The 21579-nt window shown below is 67.9% G+C and carries 24 protein-coding genes; 12 read left to right on the forward strand and 12 right to left on the reverse strand.

Annotated features, from left to right (window positions below):
• Positions 1-19 precede the first annotated feature (19 nt).
• Positions 20-877: an FHA domain-containing protein gene (locus tag IPG50_28980; protein MBK6696197.1), complete on the reverse strand. Its 858-nt coding sequence runs from the start codon at positions 875-877 to the stop codon at positions 20-22.
• Between the two features lie 64 nt (positions 878-941).
• Here IPG50_28980 and IPG50_28985 point away from each other — a divergent pair, with 64 nt between their 5' ends.
• On the forward strand, positions 942-1343 hold the full coding sequence (locus IPG50_28985) for a NifU family protein (GenBank protein ID MBK6696198.1): 402 nt from the start codon (positions 942-944) through the stop codon (positions 1341-1343).
• Positions 1344-1398: 55 nt separating this feature from the next.
• On the opposite strand, the gene IPG50_28990 is transcribed toward IPG50_28985, so the two are convergent.
• Entirely contained in the window at positions 1399-2289 is an 891-nt protein-coding gene (locus IPG50_28990; GenBank protein MBK6696199.1) for a hypothetical protein, read from the reverse strand.
• A gap of 183 nt (positions 2290-2472) precedes the next feature.
• On the opposite strand from IPG50_28990, the gene IPG50_28995 reads away from it, so the two are divergent.
• A complete protein-coding gene (locus IPG50_28995) occupies positions 2473-3057 on the forward strand; it encodes a hypothetical protein (protein ID MBK6696200.1) in 585 nt (194 codons plus the stop codon).
• Positions 3058-3126: 69 nt separating this feature from the next.
• On the forward strand, positions 3127-3927 hold the full coding sequence (gene map, locus IPG50_29000; protein MBK6696201.1) for a type I methionyl aminopeptidase: 801 nt from the start codon (positions 3127-3129) through the stop codon (positions 3925-3927).
• 1 nt (position 3928) lies between these two features.
• On the opposite strand, the gene recN is transcribed toward map, so the two are convergent.
• Entirely contained in the window at positions 3929-5626 is a 1698-nt protein-coding gene (recN, locus tag IPG50_29005; GenBank protein MBK6696202.1) for a DNA repair protein RecN, read from the reverse strand.
• Positions 5627-5662: 36 nt separating this feature from the next.
• Between recN and IPG50_29010 the strand changes: the two genes are divergently transcribed.
• Together IPG50_29010 and IPG50_29015 are read left to right on the forward strand one after the other, a co-directional pair.
• The gene (locus IPG50_29010; protein ID MBK6696203.1) at positions 5663-6655 is read left to right on the forward strand and encodes a Fic family protein; all 993 of its coding nucleotides are present in this window, start codon (positions 5663-5665) and stop codon (positions 6653-6655) included.
• A gap of 83 nt (positions 6656-6738) precedes the next feature.
• A complete protein-coding gene (locus tag IPG50_29015; protein MBK6696204.1) occupies positions 6739-8706 on the forward strand; it encodes a hypothetical protein in 1968 nt (655 codons plus the stop codon).
• A 71-nt stretch (positions 8707-8777) separates the two neighbouring features.
• Here the strand turns inward: IPG50_29015 and IPG50_29020 are convergent, their stop codons facing one another.
• The 3 genes from IPG50_29020 to IPG50_29030 are packed head-to-tail and all read right to left on the reverse strand — an operon-like array spanning position 8778 to position 11050.
• Positions 8778-9362: a TerB family tellurite resistance protein gene (locus IPG50_29020; protein MBK6696205.1), complete on the reverse strand. Its 585-nt coding sequence runs from the start codon at positions 9360-9362 to the stop codon at positions 8778-8780.
• Positions 9256-9642, reverse strand: a complete 387-nt coding sequence (locus IPG50_29025; GenBank protein ID MBK6696206.1) for a response regulator — start codon at positions 9640-9642, stop codon at positions 9256-9258. The genes IPG50_29020 and IPG50_29025 overlap by 107 nt, the downstream gene beginning before the upstream one ends.
• Before the next feature lie 13 nt (positions 9643-9655).
• A complete protein-coding gene (locus IPG50_29030) occupies positions 9656-11050 on the reverse strand; it encodes a HAMP domain-containing histidine kinase (protein ID MBK6696207.1) in 1395 nt (464 codons plus the stop codon).
• Here IPG50_29030 and IPG50_29035 point away from each other — a divergent pair.
• Positions 11049-11363, forward strand: coding sequence for a hypothetical protein (locus tag IPG50_29035; GenBank protein MBK6696208.1), 315 nt, complete (start codon positions 11049-11051; stop codon positions 11361-11363). The genes IPG50_29030 and IPG50_29035 overlap by 2 nt on opposite strands.
• 34 nt (positions 11364-11397) lie before the next feature.
• Here IPG50_29035 and IPG50_29040 read toward each other — a convergent pair whose 3' ends face one another.
• A complete protein-coding gene (locus tag IPG50_29040) occupies positions 11398-13149 on the reverse strand; it encodes a 3-isopropylmalate dehydratase (protein MBK6696209.1) in 1752 nt (583 codons plus the stop codon).
• A 227-nt stretch (positions 13150-13376) separates the two neighbouring features.
• Here IPG50_29040 and IPG50_29045 point away from each other — a divergent pair, with 227 nt between their 5' ends.
• From IPG50_29045 to accC, 4 genes are all read left to right on the forward strand, one after another.
• Positions 13377-13733 (forward strand): hypothetical protein, encoded by a 357-nt coding sequence (locus IPG50_29045; protein ID MBK6696210.1) that lies wholly within the window; start codon positions 13377-13379, stop codon positions 13731-13733.
• A gap of 71 nt (positions 13734-13804) precedes the next feature.
• Complete coding sequence (aroQ, locus tag IPG50_29050) at positions 13805-14278, forward strand: type II 3-dehydroquinate dehydratase (protein MBK6696211.1); 474 nt, start codon at positions 13805-13807, stop codon at positions 14276-14278.
• 126 nt (positions 14279-14404) lie between these two features.
• Positions 14405-14860, forward strand: a complete 456-nt coding sequence (gene accB / locus IPG50_29055) for an acetyl-CoA carboxylase biotin carboxyl carrier protein (protein MBK6696212.1) — start codon at positions 14405-14407, stop codon at positions 14858-14860.
• A gap of 3 nt (positions 14861-14863) precedes the next feature.
• The gene (accC, locus tag IPG50_29060; protein MBK6696213.1) at positions 14864-16216 is read left to right on the forward strand and encodes an acetyl-CoA carboxylase biotin carboxylase subunit; all 1353 of its coding nucleotides are present in this window, start codon (positions 14864-14866) and stop codon (positions 16214-16216) included.
• 6 nt (positions 16217-16222) lie between these two features.
• On the opposite strand, the gene IPG50_29065 is transcribed toward accC, so the two are convergent.
• From IPG50_29065 to IPG50_29085, 5 genes are read right to left on the reverse strand one after another with little or no spacing between them, the layout of a single operon-like run.
• A complete protein-coding gene (locus tag IPG50_29065) occupies positions 16223-16636 on the reverse strand; it encodes a hypothetical protein (protein ID MBK6696214.1) in 414 nt (137 codons plus the stop codon).
• A gap of 26 nt (positions 16637-16662) precedes the next feature.
• Positions 16663-17994, reverse strand: a complete 1332-nt coding sequence (locus IPG50_29070) for a PD40 domain-containing protein (protein MBK6696215.1) — start codon at positions 17992-17994, stop codon at positions 16663-16665.
• Positions 17985-18788, reverse strand: a complete 804-nt coding sequence (locus tag IPG50_29075) for a hypothetical protein (GenBank protein MBK6696216.1) — start codon at positions 18786-18788, stop codon at positions 17985-17987. Before IPG50_29075 ends, IPG50_29070 begins: the two co-directional genes overlap by 10 nt.
• Before the next feature lie 48 nt (positions 18789-18836).
• Entirely contained in the window at positions 18837-19262 is a 426-nt protein-coding gene (locus IPG50_29080; GenBank protein ID MBK6696217.1) for an ExbD/TolR family protein, read from the reverse strand.
• Between the two features lie 3 nt (positions 19263-19265).
• A complete protein-coding gene (locus IPG50_29085) occupies positions 19266-19979 on the reverse strand; it encodes a MotA/TolQ/ExbB proton channel family protein (protein MBK6696218.1) in 714 nt (237 codons plus the stop codon).
• Between the two features lie 160 nt (positions 19980-20139).
• On the opposite strand from IPG50_29085, the gene IPG50_29090 reads away from it, so the two are divergent.
• Positions 20140-20634 (forward strand): hypothetical protein, encoded by a 495-nt coding sequence (locus tag IPG50_29090; protein ID MBK6696219.1) that lies wholly within the window; start codon positions 20140-20142, stop codon positions 20632-20634.
• An 80-nt stretch (positions 20635-20714) separates the two neighbouring features.
• Entirely contained in the window at positions 20715-21527 is an 813-nt protein-coding gene (locus IPG50_29095; GenBank protein MBK6696220.1) for a rhomboid family intramembrane serine protease, read from the forward strand.
• The last annotated feature ends 52 nt before the right edge of the window (positions 21528-21579 follow it).

Here is a 21579-nt window from a genome sequence, read left to right on the forward strand (position 1 = left end):
AGCCGCGTGAACATCAGGGTCATTGGCGCGCCTCCTCGAGAAGTGCGCGCAACTGAGCGACCTCGCCTTGCAGCTCGCTGCTCAAGCTCGATAGCGACCGCACGACCTCTTGGACCGGGCCCTCGAGAGCCGCTCGGTGCCGCGTCAGGGCGCGGGCGATGGCGTGCGTCTCCGCTTCCGAGATGGGGCTTGGGACGCGGACGTGAAGCTTCAGCCCCCAAGCGAGGAGCGCCGGATCACCCGCGAGTTCGGACACGTGCGAGGCCGTCACGACGAGATCCGAGATCTCCGTAGGGAACACGGCGCCGCCGCGACTCAAGCGCTCTTCCACCTGAGCGCGAGCGCGCTCGAACATCGAGAGCGCGTCTTCGCTCCGCCCAAGGGAGACGGCGCGCTCGGTCACCTCGAGCAGGAGCTGCACGTTCCACGCGTGCTTCGAGCTCGCCCCGAACTGGCCGCTCAGCGTCTCTTCTTCGTCGGTCTGCTCCGTCGCTCCGCAGGCCGGGCACGCGGCGAGCTCCTGCGGGTAGGGCAAGCGGCAATGCGCGCAATACCGGAGGAAGCCGGTGGTCTTGTTCGAGATGGCCGACTGCCCGACGCGGCAAAAGACGAGCTCCTGCGTGCCGATGCGAATGCGATCGCCGTCACGGAGCTGCACGGGGCGTTTGACGGGCAAGCCGTTGATGCGCACACCGTTGCGGCTGCCGAGGTCTTCGAACGTGACGGCGTCGCCCTCCAGCATGATGCGCGCGTGCTGACGGGAGACGAGCGGGTCTTCGATCGTGACGTGGCACTCGGCACTTCGACCGATGAGGGTCTCGCCCTTCGGGAGATCAAACTCCTGCAACAGGAAGCGGAGCCTATAGCGTGTGGTCACGTCCACCGATCGAGCCGCGCGAGGGCGGAGCTCAGCGGCGAGTATACACGTGCGCCCGGGCGCCATGCCAACGGACGCCATCAGCGCCCGACGCCGCCCGGCGGAGAGGCGGAAACTTCGGTGTTTCCACGAATCCGCGGGATGCTCCTCCGACAGGCTTTCACGCTCGCCGGGGCGTGATATCGTCTCCGCTCCCGTGAGCGATCCGCGCGATCTCGTTCGAAAGTTATGCGCCGAGACCCTGGCGCCGCTCGTGCGCGCCGATGGGGGTGTGCTTCACCTCGTCAGCGTCACGACCGACGACGTGCACGTGCACCTGAGCGGCACGTGCTCGGGTTGCCCCGGCGTCGCGTTCACACGCGACCGCATGCTCGAACCGGCCCTGCAAACCGTGATCCCCAAGATCCGTCTGCGCGTCACCACGGGGCTGCGTATTCCCGAAGGCGCGGAGCCCTTCGGCGAGTGACCAGGGCCAGCCTGCCGCTGGCCCCCGGTCATCACGCCCCGTCACGGCGCCGTCGCTACCGCTTCGCGGCGGGCGGCTTGCCGGTCTTCTTGTCGGCGGGCGTCTTGTCGGTCTTCTGTTGCTGGCTCGGGTCTTGGAGGCTTCCGCGGGTCGCGGCCGCCACGTCGGCGCCGAGCTCGGCCGTAGGGTCAACGTCCTTGCGCACCCGCAGCTGCGGAATGGCCGAGAGCGTGGCCTTGTCCTCGAGCACGATCACGAATTTCTTGTCGCCTTCTCGCTCGATGAGCCGGAGCTGCGTCGTGGCGTCCTGCCATCCGAGAAATGCGGTCGGGATGCCCTTGTCCGCCGCCGCCGCCATCGGCGTTCCGGCGGCGCCGAGCTTGGCGGCGATCTTCGACGACGCCTCCTCGAAGGTCTGGCCGTTCTGCGTGCCGAACGTGACGACGTCGTAGATCTTCCACAGGCGCTCGCCGATGTAGAAGAAGAAGCGGCGGTCGCCCTTGCGACCTTTGAGGCCGTCGCGGATGTGCGCTGCCTCCTTGTTTCCGTGGGTGTATTCGCCCTCGAGGCCCGGATAAACGATGTGGGAAGCGGCGTCGAAGCGCTTGATCGACGCGAACGCGATCTTTGCGGTCTCTCGCTCGGCCATCTTCTCCTGCATCTTGATGCCGTTCGACATACCGACGAGCTCTTCGTTGAACTCCTTGTCGAAGATGCCCTGCACCTGATTGTGCTGCTTGACGACCTCTTCCGGTGACATGCCCCACTTGAGGCCGTCGAGCATCGGCGCCAGCGACGCGACCGTGGTGGCCTCCTTGGTTGGCGCCTTGGCTCCCTTGCCCGCGGCTGGCTTGGCCGGCGGCTTGGCGGGGGGGGCCGCGAGGGCATCCACCGCGACGGTGCCGAGGACGAGAGCCAGAAAACAACCGTAGAGTCGACGATTCATATGTCTTTCCTCGAGAGGCTGGCAGCGTGGCGAGGCCCGCGCATTTGGGGCCGCGGCCAAGCGGAGGGCGCAAAACACCCTAGCATTGGCCGTTGGACGTACCAAGCCGTCGAATTCTTGAACTCAAACCGCGAACCCCGCAAAAGTGCGGCCTTCGCATCCTTCCCCTACACTGGCCCCACGTTGCTAGTCCGTCGCGTTGTTCCTCTGCTCTTGGTCGGCGCTCTCCTCTATGGCGGCTGCGGCGCGTCGGGCGCAGCGGCGACGCCCGCCTATCCGCTGTACTCGCAGCGCGAAGCCGAGCTGTTCGACGATCTCGTGCATCCCCGCATCGTGGGCGTCTCCTACGACGCGCCCTCGCTTCCGGCACGAAACGATCCCGCGCTCTTCGAGCGCGCGCAGACCAGCGACACCGTCGTGCGAGCGCGGATCGATTCGGTGACCGGCACCGCCAAGGGAGCGCGCTTCGAGCTGGGCCTCCGCGTCGTCGAAGTGCTGGCGGGCGCAGCCAGTCCCGCGTCGGGCATCGTGCTCAAGCTTGACGCGACCAGTCGCTCGTTCGGCATGGTGCGCGCCGTCGAGGGCCGAATCGGAGGGCGCGCGGTCATCGCGTTCATGCGGACCTACACCAACGAGAACGGCGAGGTCGCGGTTCACTTTCACCTGCTGCCCGACGAGCCGGCCACATCGGCCGCCGTGCGAGAAGCTCTCTCGCTCGACCGCGTCGCGCCCATCGACGGGGGCGTCGCCAAACCAGGACCAAAATAGCCCTTTTTTTTCTGCGCCGCGGACGTGGGATCGCTTGACGCGGCACCAAGCGCGGGGAACGTTGACCCCGTGGCAGTCGAGATCAAGAGCCCGAAAGAAATCGATGGCATCCGTGTGGCGAGCCAAATGGCCGCCGAGACGCTGCTGTTGGTCGGCGAGAACCTGCGGCCAGGCATGTCCACCGCCGAGATCGACGCGCTCGTCCACGAAGACACGCTGCGCCGCGGCGCTTACCCGGCGCCGCTCAACTACAAAGGCTTCCCCAAGAGCGTCTGCACCTCCATCAACGACGTCGTTTGCCACGGCATCCCGGGCCGCGCTGTGCTGCGCGCCGGGGACATCGTGAACGTCGACGTGACGACCCTCTTCAACGGCTTCCACGGCGACACCTCGGCCACGTTCTACGTCGGAGCCCCCAGCGCCGAGGCCCGACTCGTGACGGAGACCGCGCGCAAGGCTCTTGAGCTCGGCATCGCCGAAGTCCGCGAGGGCGCGCGCCTCGGCGACATCGGTGCCGCGATCCAGGAATACGTCGAGGGGACCGGCTGCAGTGTGGTGCGCGACTTCGTCGGTCATGGCATCGGACGAAAGTTCCACGAGCCACCGCAAGTGAAGCACTTCGGCAAGCGCGGAACGCTCGAGCGGCTCCGAGCGGGCATGGTCTTCACCATCGAACCGATGGTGAACATCGGCGGCTACGAAGTCGTCGTCGACGAGCTCGACAAGTGGACCGTCCGCACGACCGACGGCTCGCTCTCAGCGCAATTCGAGCACACCGTTCTCGTCACGCGCAGCGGCGCGGAGATCTTGACCAAGCGGGGCAAGCCGCTTCGCATGAGCGAGAACGTCGCGAACGTCTTCGCCCTCTGAGCTAGGCGCGCCGACTGGCGAGGAGTTCTGATGCGGCCTTGCGAGCGGCGTCGCCGACCCGCACGCCGCCGATCATCCGGGCGACTTCGGTGACGCGATCAGCGTCGGTGAGGCGGCGCACGGCGGTGAAGGTCCGTTGCTGACTTTCGCACTTTTCAACGACGAAGTGAGCGTCGGCGAGCGCGGCGATCTGTGGCAGGTGGGTGATGCAGAGCACCTGGCGATGCCGAGCCACATCCGCGATGGCGCGCCCGATGACCTCTGCAATGGCGCCGCTCACGCCGGCATCCACCTCGTCGAAGACGTAGAAGCCCGCGGGACCGCTGTCGGCGAGCACGCGCTTGATGGCCAGCAGCGCCCGGGAGAGCTCACCGCCGCTCGCGATGCGTCGCAGCGGACGAGGCTCCTCACCGCGGTTGGGAGCGATGAGAAACTCAACACGATCGACCCCGGCGCGTGAGAGCCGCGCGCCATCGACGTCGATGCTGCCATGCGAACTGCCGAGCGGCGCGACGTCGACAACGACGCGCGCGCGGCCCATGCCCAACATGGCGAGCTCTTGGCCGATGGCGCGGGCGAGTCGCTCGGCCGACGAGCGCCGCTTCTTCGAGAGGGCACGCGCGGCCGCGGCGGCACGCGCGTGCGCTTCTTCGCGAGCGGCGGTCAGGGTCGCGATGCGGTCGCCAACCTGATCCAGCGACGCCAGCTCAACGCCGATCTCTCGCCGGTACGTGAGCACATCCTCGGCGGTCGGTCCGTGCTTGCGGAGGAGCTTCGAGAGTCGGGCAAGCCGGTCTTCGAGGGCGCCGAGACGAGCTGGATTCACGTCGATGCCGTCGCCATACCGGCTGAGCGAGCGCGCGAGCTCCGCGAGGTCGGTACGGGCCACCTCGGCGGTGCGCAAGAGCGGCGCGAGGCTGGCGTCGATGGCCGCGGCGGCGGCGAGCGTCGACACGATGCGGCCCAGGGCGTCGCAGACCGAACCGTCGCCTTCGTAGAGTTGCTCCGACGACGACCGGCTGAGGCTGGCGAGCTTGTCGGCGTGGCGAAGGCGCGCGCACTCCTCTTCAAGGGTCGTCTCCTCGCCGGGACGGACCTCGAGCTCGTCGATCTCCTTCGCCTGGAACGTGAGGAAGTCTTCTCGCTCGGCGCGGCCACGCGCGGCCTCCTGCGCGGCCGACAGCGCGCGGTCGATCTCGGCGAGCTCGTCGACCTGGCGGGCCAGCTCGGCGCGCGCGCCGTCAAGCTTGCCGAAGGCGTCGAGGTATTCGATATGCGTCGACGCGTCCGTCAGGGTGACGCTCTCGTGCTGCGAGGCGATGTCGCACAGCTCGGGTGCAAGCTCGGCGAGTTGGGCGAGCGTGGAGAGGCGGCCGTTTAGGTAGGCCCGACTGCGTCCCTCGGACATGACGACGCGACGCACGACGAGCTCGCGGCCTCCTGGGATGCCGGCCGCCTCCAACCACGCGGCGGCGCGCGAACCGGGCGGGAGCTCGAAGAGCGCGTCGACCTCCGCTTCGCGGGCGCCCGCCCGAACCATGTCGGGGCGGGCGCGACCGCCAAGCACGAGGCCGAGCGCGTCCACGAGCATCGACTTGCCAGCACCGGTCTCGCCGGTGAGAACGTTGAAGCCCACGGCTGGCTCAAAGACCAACCGTTCGATGGTGACAATGTTGGCAACCGACAGCTGAAGCAACATCCGCAGACACTAGCACGCGCGTTCAGTATTGAACAAATGAATAGCTTTGGACCGCGCTTGACGGGAATCCGGCGGTCTGATTATGCTGCGCACCTGCGCCGGGGGGGCTCCTCGGCAATAAATGTTGGCGTTTCAAGGGCTTGCCAGCGGAGCCCAAGCGCCGCGAGTTCTTACCCTAGACCGGCGCGCATGCCTCCCCGAACGCCCGCAAAGAAAAAGCAAGGTTCCGCGCCGAAGCAGCCCGCCAAGTCGGCGCCGCCGCCGGCGCCGCCGCGCCCGCAGTCGATTGAGGAGCGCACGGCGTACCTGGAGCGCGAGCTTCAGAAGGCGCCTGCCGAATTTCAGCAGCAGTATCGGGAGAACCTAGACATGTCGTGGATTTACCACGACGCCGCCATCGAGGGCGTGGTCTACACCTACCAAGAGCTGCGAACGGCGATGGACGGCACGGTCGCCGTCGTCGACTCGAACATGCAGCCGGTGTGCGAAGAAATTCGCAGGCATCGGGAGGCCCTCAACGTGGTGCGTGAGCTGGCGGTCAAGACCGTCAAGGCGCCCATCACGCTCGACCACCTGAAGCGCCTCTACGTGACGCTCCATCCCGAGGAAGGCGACGTGAAGACGGCGCGCTATCGGAAGGACATTCCGCAGCACCGGCTCTACTTCCACGAGTACGCGCCGCCCGACAAGATCGCCTACAAGATGAGGCAGATCATCGATTGGGTGAACGACCCCGAGACGAAGAAGTCCCGGAGCACGGTGCGGCTCGCGGCTCGCGCCCACTACGACATCCTCCGCGTGTTCCCGTTCACGCAAGACAGCGGGAAGGTCGCGCGCCTCTTCATGAACATGCTGCTCTTGCGCGGCGGTTACCCGCCGGCCATCGTCCACTCGACAGAGCGGCAGCGCTACTACGAGGCCCTGCGTGGCTCGAGCACGACCATGACGAGCATCATCCTCGAAGCCATCGAGAACAACCTCGCGTCCGTCGAGAAGCTTCTCGAGGACTTGGCCGCGGGAGACCGCTAGACCAAGGGGCAGAGCCGCGCGTAGCCTCCCTGCGAGGATACGACGCAGCGGAAGGCGACATGAGCGGGCCCCTAGAAACTTCCGTGACGTTGGAAGAGGTGCTCGCGGTGGTGACCGCGAGGCGGGTCCCGCTGGCGGCTGAACTCGCCGGGTACCTCGCCCTCGAAATGGCCGAAGGCGCGAGCAGCGGCCCCGGCGAGCTTGAGGCAAGCCACGTCTACGTCAGCGACGAAGGCACGGTGGCGCTCGTTCGCCTAAAAAAGGACGGCGACGCAGAGCCAACCATTCGCGCGTTCTTGGGGCTGCTGCTCGAAGCCGGAGGAACGCAGACCCCGGCCCTCGGGCTCGCTGCAAGGAAGGCCTCGGGGAGCGGCACGGCGGCCTTGGCCCGCGAGCTGGAGGCGGCCCTCATCCCTGTTAACCGCGCCGCCGGCCGCCGCGCGCTCGCCCGCCTCGCGCGCGAGGTGAAGCGCGTCACTCAGGGCGTTGGCCGCAACGCATCGATTCCTCCTCCCGAGCGTGGGCGCACCGAGAGTCGACGCCCTTCGACCCCCTCGTTTTCCGAAAACGAACAGCCGACGGCCGCCAAGCGGCCTGAGCCGGCGGTGATGCGCGAAGCGTCACCGAGCAAGCCCGCCTCGGAACAGAAGGCGGAGGCTCAGTCGGAGAAGAAGGCCGCGCTGCAGCGGCCCATCAGCGACCACCTTCCAACCGTCGAGCTGTCCAATGCGGACGCGGCGCGGCTGCGCGCCCTGCCAGGCACAACGCGTGAGAGCGCCGCGCCGCTCGCTCCTCCGCCTCAAGATGAGCTCGACGAGGCGGTCACCAAGCCGCGCGGCGTCCCCGTGGCCCCTGCGGTGTCCCCGCCGCCCGTCGCTGGCCCGCCGGCAACGGCGCCGGCACCGGCACCGACGGCCTCAAAGGCGGCGGAGGACGACGATCTTGAGCCCGTGGAGGAAGCCCCTCGCGACGGTGTCGACGAGCTCCTCTCGAGCTTCGGTGTGTCGGACGAGAAAGGTGACGGCGCCGTTGGCCGCGATCTCAAGGCCATCGTCGGCGTCGATCCAACCCCGCCGCCCCTGACGGGCACCTCCCCCACCGAGGCCGAAGGGGAGTCCGTCGAGGAGCTACTCGCCTTGTCGAAGGAGGATGCGAAGGCCGCGATGCCCGCGCCCGCCGCCGCGCTGCCGGCGACGAAGGCTACCGCAACAGCAGCCCCGCGGGACCCGCCAAAGCCTGCGGCACCGCCGCGCGCCAAGCCGAAAGCTTCGGAACCTGCGCGGCCCCAAGCGGCACCGAAGGCACCGTCGTTCGCCGATGAGCGGGCGTTGCCTACGGCGCCATCGATTCGACACGGCGAGGTGCGACGGCGACGCGGCCTCCTGGACGTCATCCTCGGCCTCGTGCTCGCTGTCCTCCTCGGCGCCGGCGGATACCTGCTCCTGATGCGAGCCACGGCGCCGCCCGTCGCGAAGGGCCCGACCCAGCCTTCGGCGGCGCCGGTCCCCTCCTCGCCACCTCGGGCGTGCAAGGCTTCGCTCCAGGTGGAGGGCGCTCCCGACAAATCGGAGATCCTCCTTCGCATCGGCCAGGCGCCCGTTGAGGTCGATCACATGCCCGTCGGGACGCGGCTCGAGTTCGTCGCGACGGCCGAGTCGCACGCGCCGAAGCGCGCCGTGATCCCGGCCGGCGGCGCTTGGGAAAAGTCCGGCGACGGGCGACCCCGTTACGAGCTCGCGATCCAGCTTGACCCGTCGAAGGCGAGAGGCGCCGTCGACCCCTGGCCGCCTGCGGAGCCCGGCAGCAGCGCCGGCGGCGAAGGCGCGCCCGGCGTGGTTCGGGTCGTCGCGTCACCAAAAGGCGCAGAGGTCTGGTTGCTCGTTGGCCTCGGGCCGGAGGCGCTCATTGAACGGTTGCCGTGCGCCGGCGACACGCACGTGCTCGTCGCGGGCACCCCTTCCCTTCGCAAACGCCTCGTGGTCCGCGAGTCCGATTTCGTCGTTTCGCCGAGCGGCCCCAACGCGAAGACCGCTAAGGTCAGCGCGAAGTAGTCACGGCCTGCCCCGACGCGGTTGCTGGAGGCAAGCGTCGGGGTGCAACGTCGAAGCGTGCGCGCGACCGGCTAAAGGAGCTTCAGGTGCGACTTCACCCGAGCCGTCGCCACCTCGATGATCGAGCGGGCTTCCTCGTCGGGAATCTTCAGACGACTCGCCAGCTGGTCGAGGATCGCTTTCTCCTCAGCAGCCTGGGAACCGTCGACCCAGGTCAACAGGACCGCGTGCTGGAGCAACATGCGGCGATCTTCCGCCGACAGATCCTGCAGGTTGATGTCGTCGAGGGAGCGCTTGACCTTGGCGTACTCGATGAGCTGAGCCTTCTCCTCGGCGGTGGCGCCGAAGGCATCGAGCAAGGCGTCGAGCGTCTCCTTCTCTTTGTCGGCGAACTGTCCGTCGGCCCACGCAACGGGCACGAGCCCTTTGACGATGGCGAGATCTTCCTCGTGCATTGGATTCCCCTGGGATGATGCAGGTTCGAGCGGGCCCTTCATGTGCCCGGACGGCGACCGAGCATATCGCTCGACGGCGGCGACGCCAACGCCTTCAGCGCAGACGGATTCGTCCGGAGGAGCGCCGGCGGACGCTCTCGATTTCCTTGAGGAGTGCCAAAGCGCTCCACGGCTTCGTGTAATACGCGAGAGCTCCCGCATCGATGGCCTGCCGCTTCGCCTCCTCGTCGGTGTCGCCGAAGACCAGAAACGGCGTTTCTCGCGTCGAGGCCTCACGACGAAGGCGAGCGCAGGTCTCGGGGCCGCTGATGGCGCCTCCGAGCGCCCAGTCGATGAGAATGATGTCCGGCGCAAAGGATGCCGCCGCCTCAAGGCCCTGAGCCCCCGAAGCGGCGCCACGAACCTCATGGCCTCGGCCGCTCACGAGGGCGGTGATCATGGCGGCGATCGAGTCCGAGTCCTCGATGACGAGGATCTGCATGGCCTGAACGATATCAGATGCCGCGGAACGACAGGGTCGCGCGAAGGCCGGCGGCGGGCGCGTCGGCCAGCTCGAAGCCCACATTCTGCCACCCAGCGATTTCTGCGGCCATGAACAGCGGTACGGCCGAAGGTCGCGCGTAGGTGCCCGGCTCAATCTCAAGCTCGATGAGCGGAACGCGCGCCGTGGCCGGCAACGTGGACCCGGAATCGTCGACGTGGACGAGGCAGCCGGACTTGGCGGCGACGACGCGCACGACCACCTCTGTGCCGCGCGCGGAGGCCGCGATGGCGTGCTCGACCAACTGCCGCACGAGCACGTCGGTCGCGCGGGGCGCAGCGCGCACGTGAAGCGGGCCTTCGGCCTCGACGCGAAGGACAACCTCGCCACGCGCCGCGCGGCCTCCCACCGATCGGATGGCTTCGCGAACCACGTCGACGATGTCGACGTTGCCGTGCGGCTCCGCGGGATCGAGCTCTCCGAAGCTCGACAACATGCCGACGACACCTTGCGCGCGCGAAAGGGCGCGTCGCACGCCTTCACCGCGATCATCGTCGGTCTCGGACTTGCCCGCCTTCTGGGACGAAGCATGAGCCGCCCCCGCCAAGACGCCGCGCAACTCGCCGGCGATCCCGCGCGAGAGTCGCAACAAGCTGCCCAGACCGTCGCCGTGAACGCTGCGCGAGGTTCGGGCTGGACCGCCCGCGAGCTCGTCGGTGTCGACGAGTTGCGCGAGCTCGCGCGCGTACGCTTCGCCCTGCTTTTTGGCCTCGTCTAGCTCCTTACGGAGCTTCTCCGCTTCGCTCCGTTCGGCCACGCCTTCTGCCGGCAAGGCCAGGGTTTCGGCGCCGCCGTCGAGCTCGTACCGGCCGCCATAGCGGAGCGCCATGCGACTGAGCAGGGCGCGCTCGGTGTCGGACGTCGCCGTGCTGTCGGGGCCCAGCACCGCGGAGACACGAACCTCGTCGCCATCGCGCTTGATGGTCACCGACGCGCCGGCCCCGGACTCATGGCCGACAAGGACCTGGAGCATTCGCCGCAGCTCGCTCTCCTCGCCGAACACCTCGGTACCGCTGCCGGGCTCAATGGAGATGTGTGCGTCGGGCGCGATTTCCCAGAGCAGCGCCGCGAGATCGATGCGCCCACGGCGGCCGCGTCCCGTCGCCGGGCCGTGCAACGTCGACAAGACGCGCATGGCGTCGTCGAGCGCGTCGAGCGTGGCGTCCAGCTGGACCTCCGCACCCACGGGCTCCGCCGAGGGGACGACCGCGGCCCCCTTCAAGCCCTGAACCCCCAAGCGCAGGCGTTGGGCTGCGCCCTTCGCTTCTTGCGTGAGCAACCAACCGAGCTCTTGTTTGGTGAGGCGTCCGCGGGACATGAGCGTCCACGCAGCGTACCATCGGTCCATGTTGCGGGAAGAGAGAGTGGCGGCCCTCACCTTTGACGCCAACAAGGACGCCCTGGACCTCGAGCTGGTTGGCGCGTTGCCAGCCGCGTTTTCAGGCGCCACACGGGCGCAGCTCTTGCTCGATGCGGCGGGCTTTCTCGTGGGCGTCGACGTGGGTGCCGAACCGCTACGGACCGTCGCGATGCTCGGACGCCACGAAGACGTGAACCGCACCGTTGACGTTACGGTGCAGATCGTCGCGGGGCGCGTCCGCATTTCCGACGCCGCGAGGCTCGTCCGAGCGCGCGAGGCTAACCCTTACCTTCCGCGGTAGCGGTAAGCAAAGCGCGGCCCACAGGAGGCCGACCTCACGCCTTCGTCTTCGCTCGGATCGCACCCGCCGTGAGCCAGCCGCGCTCGGTGGCCGTCAGGCGGGCCGTGGCTTGGACCTTTCCTGAGCCCATGGCGAGGGTCTGCGGGCCGTCTGCGAACGCTGCCGGCGCCGGCACTTGAACGGCCTTGCCCTTAGCCGCGGAGCCCTTCGGGGCCAAGCCTTCGAGCGGCAAGACGCCGGCGGCGCCGAAGATGGTCGCGAGAGGACTCGGCATCGCCGCCGCGAGCACCGCGCGCAGGCCAGCGGCCCGCCCTTCGAGGACGCGCGCCGCAAGGGCCCGCGTCTCGTCGACGCTCGCCGCAACGGCGACGACGGCCTTGGCTCCGCCTTCGAAGGTCGCTGCGTCGACGACCTCGAGCGCCTGCGCCGCCTTCCACGCAGGCGCGAGCGCGAGATCCGGGGGCTCCTTCTTCGGCGCGGCCTCGGTTCCCTTTCGGTCGCGGACGACGAGCACGTCGTCCGTCGGCAGGACGCGGGGCACGGTCACGCGGACGGGTCGCTTGAACGTGCGCGGGTCCGTGATTTCACCTGTCGCGACGACGGCCGCGACCGTCTCCGCTGAGGCCACGATGTGTCCTGCGTGAGGACCCAGGCGGGGCTCTCGATCAACGGTGCGCACGCTAAGACCACCAGCGACGGGCGGATACATCGAGCCCGTCGCGAGGCGAGCGTCGGGCTCGACGAGCCGCGCCCCCGTGGCGATGAGATCGGTCAACGCGCCACCGGCTCCGAGGACCTCGAGCACCTGCCGCGAGGGAACGGCAAGGAGGAACTCGAGTCGCGAGGGAACGCGCTTCGACTTGAGCAACATCGCGACGGCGAACAGGTCGCGGAGCGTGGTCCCGCCGTCGCCGCCGAGGATGACCTGCGAGACCGGCTTGCCGGCGAGATCGCGGACGCTCCGCGGCGTCCCGGTTTCGTCGAGCAGCATCGGATCGACGGTGCCGAAGTCGAGGCTGACGACGTCTTCGCACGGCGCGCCGGCGTCGGGCACCAGCGCGCGGTGGGCCTTTGAGCGACGTTGATCGCGAAGGAAGACCTCGGTGCGCTCATCGCTGACGAAGAGGGCGGCGGCGGCGCCGATGGAGGGAGCGATGGACGCGAGAATCGCGCGCTCCGACACCGAGAGCCGCCGGACGCTCGGACCCGCGAACTCGAGGACGACGGGGGCGCGGTGCGCCGCCTCAACACGAGCGACGACGTCGCCGAGCCCCTTGCGCACCAGCTCGATGGCGGCGTCGCGCGCGCCGACGAACGGCCTGAAGTTTCCGCTCAGGAGGACCTGCACGCTCCTCGGCGGCCGGAGCCATACGCGGCCGTGCGTCAACGCCTCTGCCAACATGGGAGCGGGAACGACGATGGGCAACATGCCGATGCCGCCAACGCCCGCGAGGCGCGGCTCGTCGGTCACGCAGAGTCGGCCGGGGCTGGCGAACCGTTCGAGGTGCGTCATTGCCGGAAAGCCGACGCCGGGCCGGCCGACTAGGACGTTGTGGCCAACGAAGTCCGCGGCGTCGAGCGCATCGCCCTGGCCAAGCTCCGTCACGCAAACGCCGTCGTAGGCAATCGCGACCTCAACACCGGCTCGTTTGAGCCCAATCTCACGCGCCAGGTGCAGCGCCCGCGCCGGCGCGCGCGCCAGCACGATCTGGTCGACTTTTGCCTCGACGACGTCCCCCTGTAGCGTGGGGTCCGTCGCTCGGCCGGAGAGGATCTTTTGCGCCATCGTGCGGGGCGGATCCCCGGCTTTTGCTCGCATGTCGTTTCGACTTTCTACGAAATACCCGTGAAAAATTGAGCCTATTTCCGGCGGGTCGCGCGACGGTAAACCGCCGGCGATAGCGCGGTCAAGCGGTGTCCGAGGGTCGGGGCCCGATGGAGCATGGAACGCCGCGTCTGGTGATTGCTCTTCGCGGTTGACCGTTTGCCGCGCGGCCCCGTACGTTGGCTCTCATGTTCAAGGCCGTGCTTCGCGACATGGTGGAAAAGACCGATGGCGGTATCGCTGGACTCCTCATGGACGGCAGCGGAATCCCGGTGGACTCCTACAGCATCAGCGACGCTCCGTTCGACATCAACACCGTCGGAGCCGAGCTGAGCGTGGTGTTGAACCAGATCGGCAAGGCGTCGGAGATGCTCGACGCCGGCGCAGCTCAGGAGATCGCCGTCAACACGGAGAAAATGATCACCGTGATTCGCGCGATCAACTCCGAGTACTTTCTGGCGCTGACGATGCTCCCCTCGGGCAACTTCGGCAAGGGCCGGTTCATGATGCGAACGGCGGCCCCGAAGCTCCTCGCCGAGCTCTGATCGGCGCCCCTTCGGCGAGACGGGCGGCGAGACGGCTGGCGAGACGGGCGGTTAGACGCGTGGCGAGACCGATGGCCAGCCGTCGCCCCAGTGCCGTTCGGCTCCTCTGCCTCTCGGGGCCGAACCTTCACCTTTTGGGTCGGCGCGAGCCGGATATCTACGGCACCGAGACGCTCGACGCGATTCACCAGCGCGTGGCAGAGCGCGCTCGCTCGCTCGGGGCGTCGGTGGATTGCCGGCAGAGCAACCACGAGGGTGCGCTCATCGATTGGATCGGCGAGGCGAGCGGAGCCTTCGAGGGGATCCTCCTCAACGCCGGCGCCTACAGCCATACGTCCTTGGCGCTGGCGGATGCGCTGAGGGCCGTTCGTCTCCCGGCCGTCGAGGTGCATCTCTCGAATCCGGAGGCGCGTGAGCCCTTCCGGCGTCGCTCACGCGTCGCAGCGGCCTGCGTCGGAAAGATCGTGGGCTTCGGCGGAGACAGCTACGTGTTGGCCGTGGAAGCCCTGGTGGCACATCTCAGAAGAGCGGGCCTTGGCGCGTAAGCGCGTGCGCTGCGTACGAGTTTGCTCGCATCGACGCCGTTCCAATCGCGCACGCTTGCCCGGCATGACAAGCCCGATTTCGGCGTAGCGTGGTTGTGAAATTCGCTCTAGTGTCGCCGTGTGAACGTGGACATCGACAAGTTGAAGGTGCTCCTCGACGTCCTTATCGAGAAGGACATCGCAGAGTTCGAACACGAAGATGAGGCGCTGAAACTTCGCGTCGTACGCGGCGCGCGTTACGCGGGCCCCACGGTCTTCGCCGGCCCAAGCCACGCAGCAGCTCCCGACGCGGGCGCGTCCGGCGCGGCGCGGGCCCCTGCCCCGTCGGCTGCCGACGCCGACTCCTACGACGTGACGAGCCCGTTCGTTGGGACGTTCTACCGCGCGCCGAGCCCCGACGCGCCGGTGTTCTGCGAAGTCGGCTCCGTCGTGCGACCCGGCCAGACGCTTTGCATCATCGAAGCGATGAAGCTGATGAACGAGATCGAGGCTGAGCACTCGGGCACCGTCGTCGAGGTCTACGCGCAGAACGGCAAGGCCGTCGAGTTCGGGCAGAAGCTCTTCCGCATCAAGAAGGCCTAAGCCGTGTTCAAGAAGATCCTCATCGCGAATCGCGGCGAGATCGCCCTTCGTGTTCTCCGCGCGTGCCGCGAGCTCGGCATCAAGACCGTCGCCGTCTATTCGGAGCCCGACGCGCGAGCCCTGCACGTGCGCTTCGCCGATCAGGCCATTTGCATCGGCCCCGCCAACGCGTCGAAGAGCTACCTCAACATCCCCGCCATCATCAGCGCCGCGGAGATCACCGCCGCGGAAGCCATTCACCCCGGCTACGGCTTTCTGTCAGAGAACGCCGAGTTCGCGCGCCTCTGCGCCAAGTGTGGTGTGAAGTTCATCGGGCCCACGCCCGAGGCGATGAGCGCGTGGGGCGACAAGGTCACCGCGCGCACGAACGCGGCGCGCTTCGGCTTGCCCCTTCTGCCGGGCTCGGCCGTGCTCCGCGACGTCACGCACGCCCTCGAGGAGGCGGAACGCATCGGCTACCCCGTCATCCTGAAGGCCTCCGGCGGCGGTGGCGGGCGCGGCATGCGCATCGTGCGCGTCGGCTCCGAGATGGAGTCTTCGTTCCTGAGCGCGCGCCACGAGGCGGAGTCCGGCTTCAAGAACCCCGACGTCTACCTCGAGAAATTCATCGAGCGCCCCAAGCACATCGAGTTCCAGGTGATCGCCGACCAGCACGGCGGTGTCTGGACCCTCGGCGAGCGAGAATGCTCGATGCAGCGGCGCCACCAGAAGATCATCGAAGAGGCGCCCAGCCCCGCGATGACGAGCGAGATGCGCCAGTCCATGGCCGAGGTGATCCGGCGCGCCATCCGGGAGACCGGCTACACGTCGCTCGGCACCCTCGAGTTCATCATGGATGAGCGCGGCGAGCTCTACTTCCTTGAGATGAACACGCGCGTGCAGGTCGAGCACCCGGTGACCGAGATGGTCACGGGCCTCGACCTCGTGCAGATGCAAATCCGCGCAGCGGCGGGCGAGAAACTCGACCTTCCTGACACGCGTCCGTGGAGCTTTCGTGGCCACTCCATCGAGTGCCGCGTGAACGCGGAGGATCCCGTCAGCTTTGCGCCGTGGCCCGGCCTCATCACGGAGTATTTTCCTCCCGGGGGCACGGGCGTGCGCGTTGACTCGGGCGTCTATGGCGGCTGGCGCGTCCCTTCCGACTACGACTCGCTGCTCGCCAAGCTCATCGTGCACGCGCCGACGCGCGCCGAGGCCATCACGCGCATGCGCCGCGCCCTCGACGAATTCATCGTCGAGGGCATTCGCACCAACGTCGCGTTGCACAAGCGACTCCTCGAGCACGAGGAGATGATCGACGGCACGATGACGACGCGCACCATCGAAGGGCTCGTCGCGGCGCAAGCGAAACACTGAGACCTCTCAGCGCGCGCTGGCTCGGTCGTAGAGTCCCGTAAGAAACGTGTGCCACGCGGCGCGCGCGCTGCCTGAGCGTGCGTTGCCGGTGTAGCGCGGACCGTGCACCGCGTCTGTGAACGAGAAGGAGAGCGCGAGCGCCGCCAAGACCGACCCGATGGCGACGGCGCGACGCGCCGGGCGGTGGGCCACAAACAACATCGACGCGCTCGCGGCGGCGCCGGGGATGATCCATTGCGAGAGCGGAAAGCCCTCGTCGCAAAGGTGCATCTGGCTGAGGCCGACGAGCGCGCACGCGCCGCCGAACCCCACGGCGGCCACGACGCGCGCCGGCGTCGGCGCGCCGTAGGACGCGCGCAGCGAGCGGCCCGCCGCCAGCGGGACGGCCAAGAGCACGAGAAAGTGGAGCAGCGCGAGCACGTCGAGTCGGTACGCGGCGCGCGGCGTCAGTTGCCTTCCCAGCGCAAGCTCTCGCCGACCATTCGGCTGATCTTCTGGACGTTCTGTCCAAGGGGGTTCGCGGTGAAGAGCCCGCCGCCGTCGCGCGTGGAAAAGAAGGCGACGATGCGGCCGTCGGGGGAGCACGCCGGGTACGTGTTCGAGCCTTGATCCTGCGTCAGCCGACGCATGCTCGACGAGCTGCCCGATGCATCAACGCTGAAGACATCCCACGTTGCGCCGTCGCGGCCCATGAAGAGCACGCGCGGGTCGTCGGGGTCGTTGCACCAGACGGGCGCCATGTTGTAGGCGCCGCGAAAGCTCACGCGTTTGCCGTCGACGTAGATCTGCGGGCTGCCACCTTGGTTCGAGACGTAGGCCAAGCGGCCGCCGGGACCGAACGACGGGTGCGTGTTGAGGCCTCCGCTCGTGACCTTCTGGAGATTCTGCCCGTCGCTCGAGCCAACGAACACATCGCTCTGGCCACCTTGCGAGATGACGGCGGCCATCTTGCCGCCACCAAACGCTGCGCCGAAGACCAACCCCGGGTGCTTGAAGACCGGTTCTGAAGCCCCCACGCGGAAGAGCGCGTAGGTGCCATCGGCGAGTCCCGCGGCGTAGTAGATGCCGCCGGGCCCGGTGGCCGGCGCGAGCGCGACGTTCGAGACCGTGGAGAGGGGCGTCATCCCCTGCCCGTCGCCGTCGATGGCAAAGATGCCCTTTTGCCCCTTGGTCGTCGTGGCGCTGAAGACGAGCCGCGTCCCAAAACTTCCGGCCCGACCGGTGAACCAGTTGAGCACTTCGTTGGCAAACTGATGAACAGCGCCGCGGACCCCCGAGGCGGGCACCTCGTATTCGCGCTTGAGGACGGCCTCGGCGCCACGGGACACCACGAAGAGGCGAAGCTCGAGGCGCACGTTCGAGCCCCGCATGGTGCTCGTGCCCTTGATCACGCCTTCGGCGCCGACGTTCCGCCAAGAAGCCGGGTCGATGCCGAGACCTTCAGCGCCCAAATTCGCGGTGAAGCTCTTCTCGTCGAGCACCTGAAAGAGGCTCGAGATGGTGAAGTCGCGACTCGCGGTGGTCACGACGGTAGAAGCGACTTCGCGCTCGCCGGCCGGCGGAACCACGGCGATCTTGAAGAGCGCTCGCTGACCGCCCCCGACGGTGATCTGCGTGACGGCCCCCGACGCGGAAGCCTGCGGGAGCGGTGTGGCGGGCGGCGCTCCAGCCTTCTCGGTGGTCTGCGCCAGGGCAGGCCCCACCGACGCGAGGCACGCCATGACAAAAAGAGGCCAATACCGCCCGCGCCGTGCCGCCTGCTTCTGAACTACTTGCATCGTGCAACGTCTCCGTTCGCGTCACCGGTGAGGAGCAAGTTTACCGTTCGCCCGCGAAAGCTGTCGGCCACCTCCGCGGGAGGATCGGGCAAACCCGTCCGGTCGTCGAGAAGCTTGTCGAGCATCGTCCGCGCTGAGTCGTCGAAGAGGTCGTTTCCACTCTTTCGAACGGGCTCGGGCTTCACGCGCCAAAGCGCCATGCGAGGACCGATGCTGATCTGGAACGTCACGCAGAGACGGCTCGCCTCTCCCTGGGAAATGACCGTGGGGATCTGCCAACGGTCTCGAAAGAACTTCGCCAGCTGGGCGGCGTACATGTCCCCGGCACGGACCTTGTTGGGATCGCTCGTCGTGCCCTCGGCCACCCCCTCCGCGCGACCTTCTTCGGCGCGTGCGACGCCCGCGTCCTCCGCGAAGGGGTCGGTCTTCTTGATGAGGTTCGCGAGGTCGGACTCCTTCGCGAGTGGCGGCGGCGGGCCGGCGTCGGGCGCGCGCTTGTCAGGCTCTTCGCGCGACGCGACGGCCTCCTTGCGGGGCGCCGTCGCGGCACGCGGCACGACGCGATCGGGGAGGCGCTTCGGATCGATGGGCTTACCGAGCTTGAGTAGCGCGGCCGCAATCACGGGCTTGGGCTGCTCGCGGACCGGTTCGTCGCCGGTCGGAAAGGCGACCCCGAACGCCAAGAGCGCGACCGGCAGCGCATGGAGCGCGATGGCGAGGCAGGCGCCGAGGGCCAACTCGTCGGGCTCGTAGCGCGTGGGCAACGCTCCCGCGGTCCTTGCCTCGGGACTCATGATGCGCCTCCGCACCGAAACGCCTGCTCGCGTCTCCCCTTCATCATTTCACTTCACGACGAGCGGATCGGTGATCATGCCAAGCTTCTCCGCGCCGCCGGCGCGCGCCGCCGCCATGACCCGGAGCACCGCGCCGTACTTCACGTTCTCGTCCGCCTGGATGTAGAGCTCCTTCTCTTCCTTCAGACGAGCGTTCGTCGCGAGCTTGTCATCAATGGCGCCGGTGATGTCGTCCTTGCCTAGGAACACGTGCTCATCTCGCGTCACGATCACGAGGAGCTTGGTGTCGTCGGCCTGCATGGGAGCGCTCTTCGCCTTCGGCAGATCGACTTGGACGCCGGTCGTGAGGAGCGGCGCCGTCACCATGAAGATGACGAGCAACACCAACATGACGTCGATGAGCGGCGTCACGTTGATCTCGGTCATGCCCGAGAGCTTGCGGCCTCGGCCGCCGCCAGCGGCAGACATGCCCATAAGCTACATCCCCCCCAGCTTCGCCCGCGCTGCGACGTCGGCGGCGAAGGTCTCCATCGTGTCGGCGATGGCCTGAATGCGCCGGGCAAAGAAGTTGTAGGCCATGACGCTCGGGATCGCCGCCACGAGGCCAACGGCCGTCGCGATGAGCGCCTCGGCGATCTTCGGCGCGACGACGGGGAGGTTCGCGTTCTGCTGATTCCCGATGCTGAGGAAGGCGTCCATGATTCCGTAGACGGTACCGAAGAGGCCAATGAAGGGCGCCGTGGCGCCGATGGTCCCGAGCAGGCTCAACCACGACTCGAGGTGGGTGACCTCCTTCGCGGCCGCGCGGCGCGTAACACTTTCGATGCGCACGCCCTCCGCGTCGGACAACTTCCCGCGGCCGCCGGCAGCGACGCGGTTCATCTCGTCGTACCCGACGGCGAAGATCCGCGCGAAGGGTGACCCTCGGAACGCCGCAAGGCCGTCGGCAAGCGCATCGAAGCTCGGTGCCGCGTCGAAGCTCTTGAGGAAACGCTCGGACTCGTCGCGCGCGCGGCGAACGTGAAGGGCCTTCGCGCCGATGACGAACCAGCATGCGACGGAGAACAGGACGAGCACCAGGAGGACCGCCTTGACGGGGATCGACGCCTGCAAGATGAGCTGCGCCGGATCGAGCCGATCGGGAGCTGGCGCGCCGGTCGCCGAGGCGGCCTGCACGGCGATGGCTTTCATGTCGACGAGCAGGGACCAATCAGCCATTTTCCCGTTCCTCCGCGCGGCAACATGCCTCACTTCCGGTTGGATTTCACCAGTGGCGACACGGAAAGACGCCCGCCGACCGCGCGTTTCTGCTCATCCCGCGGACGAGCGTTCGTGGTACACAAGGCGCGCAGTGACGACGCTCGGTAACATCGTCTTATTCCTTCTGCCGGCTTGCCTGTTGGCGTGCTCGTCGACGGGCACCGGCGCCGGCATCGTGCCCGTTACGGCCATCGTGGTGCCGGCCGATCACGTGACCCAAGCGCGTGGCTGCGGTCCCGGCGCGGGCAAGGTCTTCAAGTACGCGGCGCTCGTTAGCGCCGTCGACGATTCGGGCGCGGCTGGTGAGCGCGGGCTGGCCCACGGCGTCTACGATTGCTTCGTCGACGCCAGCTTCGCGAATCTGCCGCTTGGCAACGGGATCAAGCGCTACCGCGTGGAGCTCGTGGCGTTCGACGCGGCCGGCTATGCCGCCCAACGCGCGAGCCTTGATGCGCTCGCCGATCCGGGTACCCCACCCGACCTGTCATCGTTCGACACGCTCCGGGGCAACCTCTTTGATTGCGATGCGACGCTTCGCGTCGACGTCACGAGCACGGCCGAGTGTGCGAGCCGTGGCGCGCGTTAGCGAGCGATAGCGGCTCGCCCAGCCCCTTCGCCAAACGGCCCTCGACGGAACCCTGAGGCGCGACTACCCTCGACGTAGCGATGCAGCCGTCCCTCGCCTTTCCGCGCCCCGGGCCAGCGCTCAAGGGCCTCCTCATCGTGGTCGGCGTCCTCGGCGTCGGACTCGCGCTGTTTTTTCGAACCGGCGTCGGCCAGTTCGTTTTCCAGACGCTGGCTTGCGTGCCCGAGCACGTGCTGCACGGACAGGTCTGGCGCCTCGTGACGTCTGGGCTCCTCACGAGCCCCGACTCCTACGGTCACCTCATCTTCACGCTCCTTGGGCTCTACTTCTTGTCGACGGACTTGGAGCAGCGTTGGGGCGGGCGGCGACTCCTCGTGTTTCTCGCGACAGCCGTGGCGCTCGGCAACGGCCTGGCAATCTTGGTGGACCTCATTGCGCCGGCTGCGCTTTCCACGTTTCACGTGCGGTCGTTCATGTTCGGTCCGGAAGCAGCCATTGGCGCCACCGCCGTTGCGTGGGCGCAGATGAACGCCGACCGTCAGATTCTGCTTTTCTTCGTCGTGCCCGTCCGCGGCAAGTACCTCACGTGGGTGACGCTGGGCTTCTGCGTGCTGGGTGTCATCTACCCGGGCGCGCCGCCGGCGGGACACATCGCCCCGTTCGGCGGGCTGCTGACGGGTCTGCTCTTCGGGGGCGCCACCTCGCCGGCGCGACGCGCCTGGTTGGGCTTGAAGCTCTTCATCCTGCGTCGACGCCTCGGCGACGCGGCTCCGCCCTCCGCAGCCTCCATTGTGAGGGGCGGCGCCGGCAAGCGACGGCCCGGCTCTCCTCCCTTGCGCGTCGTCTCGGGCGGACAGGACAAGCCGCCCAAGGACAAGCGATACCTCAACTGACGGACCCGACTGAGAACGTTCAATTGACCTCGACTGAGACGCAGGCGCGGCG

The organism is Myxococcales bacterium (genome assembly GCA_016703425.1).
In the GTDB taxonomy this organism is placed as follows: Bacteria; Myxococcota_A; Polyangia; order Polyangiales; family Polyangiaceae; genus JADJCA01.